We start from the raw sequence: 3,727 nt of genomic DNA, 5'->3' as shown, positions 1-3,727 counted from the left end.
AGATAGCCAAATTCAGTGAATTACGGGCTATGATTGCTTGAATTTATATTTAAGTCCATACTCTTCAAGTTTGCTGTATAGTGTTGTCCTGCCTATGCCGAGCAGTTCTGCGGCGACACTCCGGTTGCCGTTTGCCTGTTTCAACGCACGCAATATCCGCTCCTTATCCTCCGCGTCATTGCGCAAGGCGAAGCTGACAGTAGAGGTCGGTTTCGTCACGGCAAGTTCCAGATGCTCTTTCATGACAACACCTTCCTGCGCCTGCAATACAGCACCCATAACTTTCTGCCGAAGTTCCCGCACGTTGCCCGGCCATGCGTGTGTCAGCAACGCTTTACGTGCTTCGGAACTGAACCCGCTCACGCTACACTCCAGCTCTCTGTTTGCCATATCACGGAAGAACTCTGCCAGCGGCATAATGTCTTCTTGACAGTCACGCAACGGAGGAACGGTTATCCCGAAGTCGTGCAGGCGGTACAGAAGATCCTGCCGAAAACGCTTTTCATTCACCGATACCTCCAAATCTTCATTGGTAGCAGCGATGATGCGGACATTGAAATTCCGGTCTGCCTTGTCTCCGACCGGGCGATACCGCCTCTCCTGTATGGCACGGAGCAACATCTGTTGGGTTTCCAACGCGAGGTTTCCTACCTCGTCCAGAAACAACGTGCCGCCTTCCGCCTCATGGAAATATCCTTTCTTGGCATTGTCCGCACCTGTAAATGCACCTTTGACGTGTCCGAAGAAAGCCGACGGTGCAAGCTCTTTGGAGAGTGAACCGCAGTCCACCGCCACAAATGGCTTGCCTGCACGTTTGCTCTTGTCATGCAACAGGTGGGCAATATGCTCCTTGCCCGTGCCGTTCTCACCAAATATCATCACGCTCATATCGGTGGCGGCTACCAGCCTTATGCGGTGCATGATTTTCTGAAAGGCGGAACCTTCACGGGCGAATATAGGCATACGGCGTTGTCCTGCCTGACGTTCTTTCAGTATGGAACGGATCAGGGGGACAAGTTTATCCTCCACAAGCTGTTTGGGAATATAGTCTATCGAGCCGAGTTTCATGCTTTCCACGGCGGTATTAACTTCGGCGTAGTCGGTCATAATGATGAAGGGCTGCATCTTTCCCTCCTTTCGCATCCAGCACAAAAGGTCTATGCCACTGCCGTCAGGCAGACGCAGGTCGGCAACCACGATATCATTATCTGTTGCCTGTTGCAGATGTTTCTTCGCGGTTGAGAGGTGGTAAGCCTTCATATTGCGGTAGCCCTCCCGTGACAGCATATTGCAGACATATTCGCAATACACGATGTTGTCTTCCACCACAATTATTTTTGTCTTATTCATCTTCGTATTTTCTCCTTTCCTCTTCTGCCAACCGTATTATTTCCACTCCCTTATCCAGCACGGCAGTCACGGCATGGCTTAACGCTTCACCATCCGGGAGAGCATCGCCACGAAGCAATCCGTAAAGTACATTCAGCGGTTGGTCGGCACGGAGCACCTCCCACGAACTGCGCAGGTGGTGGATCAGGGAATCCAGCTTTTGCAGGTCTTTTTCTTTTGCTGCATCCCGTACCGCCTGCATTTCCTTTTCTGTTTCAGTTATCAACTTTTCCAGCATGACGGCTTCATTGCCATAGGACAATAAGGCGGAAAAGTCCGGTTTCCCGTCCGGTGTCGCTTTTATGGCACACCTGTCGGAAACCTCCATCAGTTCCGATATGGAGAACGGTTTGAACAGGCATCCGGCAAAGCCTTTTGCCAATAGTTCCCCTTTGTTACAACTGCCCGAAGCGGTTGCCACAACCACCGGGATTGTTGGTGAATTGCCCACGTTGGACGAACGCAACAGTTCCAGCAATTCGAAACCGTTTATATCGGGCATATTCAAGTCTGTCAGCAACAGGCTGTATTCTTTCTGGCGTATCATTTCCATCAGTGCCGCAGCATCGGTGCAAGTGTCGCAGTGTATTCCTTCTTGGGAATACATCTCTTTCAGCATCAGAAGTAATACCTCATCATTGTCAATGGCGACAACATCATGGAATTTATTGTTATGATAAACAGGTGTATTGCTTGTATATCCAAGCTGTTCTTCAGCTTCCTGCATAGAAATTTCAACTGTGAAACGACTGCCTTTCCCTTTCTTGCTGTCTAAACGGATTGTTCCGCCAAGCATCGACACAATATTACGCATTATGGCAAGCCCAAGCCCGAAACCCTCCTTTGCGGCGGCATTTGATAGACGTTCAAACGCACCGAACGCTTGTTTCTGTTCCTCTTCTGTCATGCCTGTACCTGTATCTTCAACGACCAGTGTCAGAACTCCATTATCATATTCAGTAATCAAAGAAACACCGCCTTCTTCTGTGAACTTGACAGCGTTTGACAGCAGGTTATTCCCGATTTGTATTATTCGCTCTTTGTCGGTCAATACAATGGCATCGTGTCCAGTCTTCACGGACAAGGACAGCCCTTTGTTCACGGCAACAGGCATGAACTCCGTTTCAAGTGTGTGCGTGATTGCTGAAATCCGGCAGGGTGACAGACGGGGCTGTTCCTTGCCGTTGTCCAGGCGGAAGAAGTCAAGCAAAGTGTTAAGCATATCCCGCATACGGTCGGAGGATTGCAGTATGTTTTGGATATACTGCCCGGACTTATCCTCACACTGTTCTTTCCGTATCAGTCCGGCATAGCCTGTTATTGCTGTCAGCGGTGTGCGCAGTTCATGGGTGATAGTATGTACCGCCTTCTTCCTTGACGTTATCAGTGCCTCGTTCCGTTGTACGGATTGTTCCAGTTGCCTTATCAAAGGCAGTTGTCTTGTGCTTGTATTGTTTAATGCTTTTTGCATCACGATGTATGATGATGTAGGAAATTAACAACAATAGAAGAACGAATCCCATTAAACCGCCTACTTGCATAAATGACTTTTCACGCATGGCAACTATTTCGTTTTCCCGGCTTTGCAGTTCGGTTTGTACCTTTTCTTCTATTTGGCAAATCAATTCTTGCAGTTGTCTGTTAAGTTCTGCATTACGAGCTGCAAGGCTGTCGGCTTGTTCCGACAATTGGCGATCCTGCACTTTCTGTTCGCTGATTACGTTTCTATTGACCGAATGAAGGATAGTGGTTGATACTGCTGGAGTTACTTCCTTTTTTTTGCCGAATATGCCTAAGAAACCTTTTCGTTTTGGCTTTTTGGACTGTTCCTGCACACTTTTCTGTACAATAACCGGAATTTGATTGGCTATCTTCTTGTTAATAGATTGTTGTTCATCCATTAACCGGACTATCTGGAACATCTGTCGTTCCTTATCCTCTAAAAGACTGCGCACACTATCGATGCGCTCTGCTGGATAGGTGGCCTTGAAACGGCAGAGCATACTGTCCATTGCCATACGCCGTGCATGGTAATGCTCGATATCTTTATCGTTCCATTCCAGTATTGTTTCACCCAATAGAGAAAATTTTATCATTTGAATATTGATATTGTTTATTTCTTTTCGGAGCTCGTCTATTTTTTTATTGCCAAGTTCTAATGCTTCTATCTCCTGCCATTCATAGAGGCTATTATATGCCATACATCCGATAAGAATGGAGATAAGTATATATCCCAACCGTATTGCCTTATAGAAATTTCCTGACCGCTCCATTATTTTAATGACATTGATTTTTGGAACATGAATAAAAGTTTATCTTTTTCGTTCATGCGGATATT

Annotated in this window: 1 protein-coding gene and 1 pseudogene; both read right to left on the bottom strand. The window is 47.0% G+C overall.

Annotation, left to right across the window (positions count from 1 at the left end; genetic code table 11):
• Positions 1-27: 27 nt before the first annotated feature.
• Positions 28-1,350, bottom strand: a complete 1,323-nt coding sequence (locus tag DW033_RS24095; protein ID WP_004291471.1) for a sigma-54 dependent transcriptional regulator — start codon at positions 1,348-1,350, stop codon at positions 28-30.
• Positions 1,343-3,662: pseudogene (locus DW033_RS24090) on the bottom strand (ATP-binding protein). Before DW033_RS24090 ends, DW033_RS24095 begins: the two are co-directional and overlap by 8 nt.
• Positions 3,663-3,727: the final 65 nt, after the last annotated feature.

Source organism: Parabacteroides sp. AF39-10AC (assembly GCF_003635405.1).
GTDB lineage: Bacteria > Bacteroidota > Bacteroidia > Bacteroidales > Tannerellaceae > Parabacteroides > Parabacteroides distasonis.
This window is presented reverse-complemented; position numbering and strand designations above follow the sequence as displayed.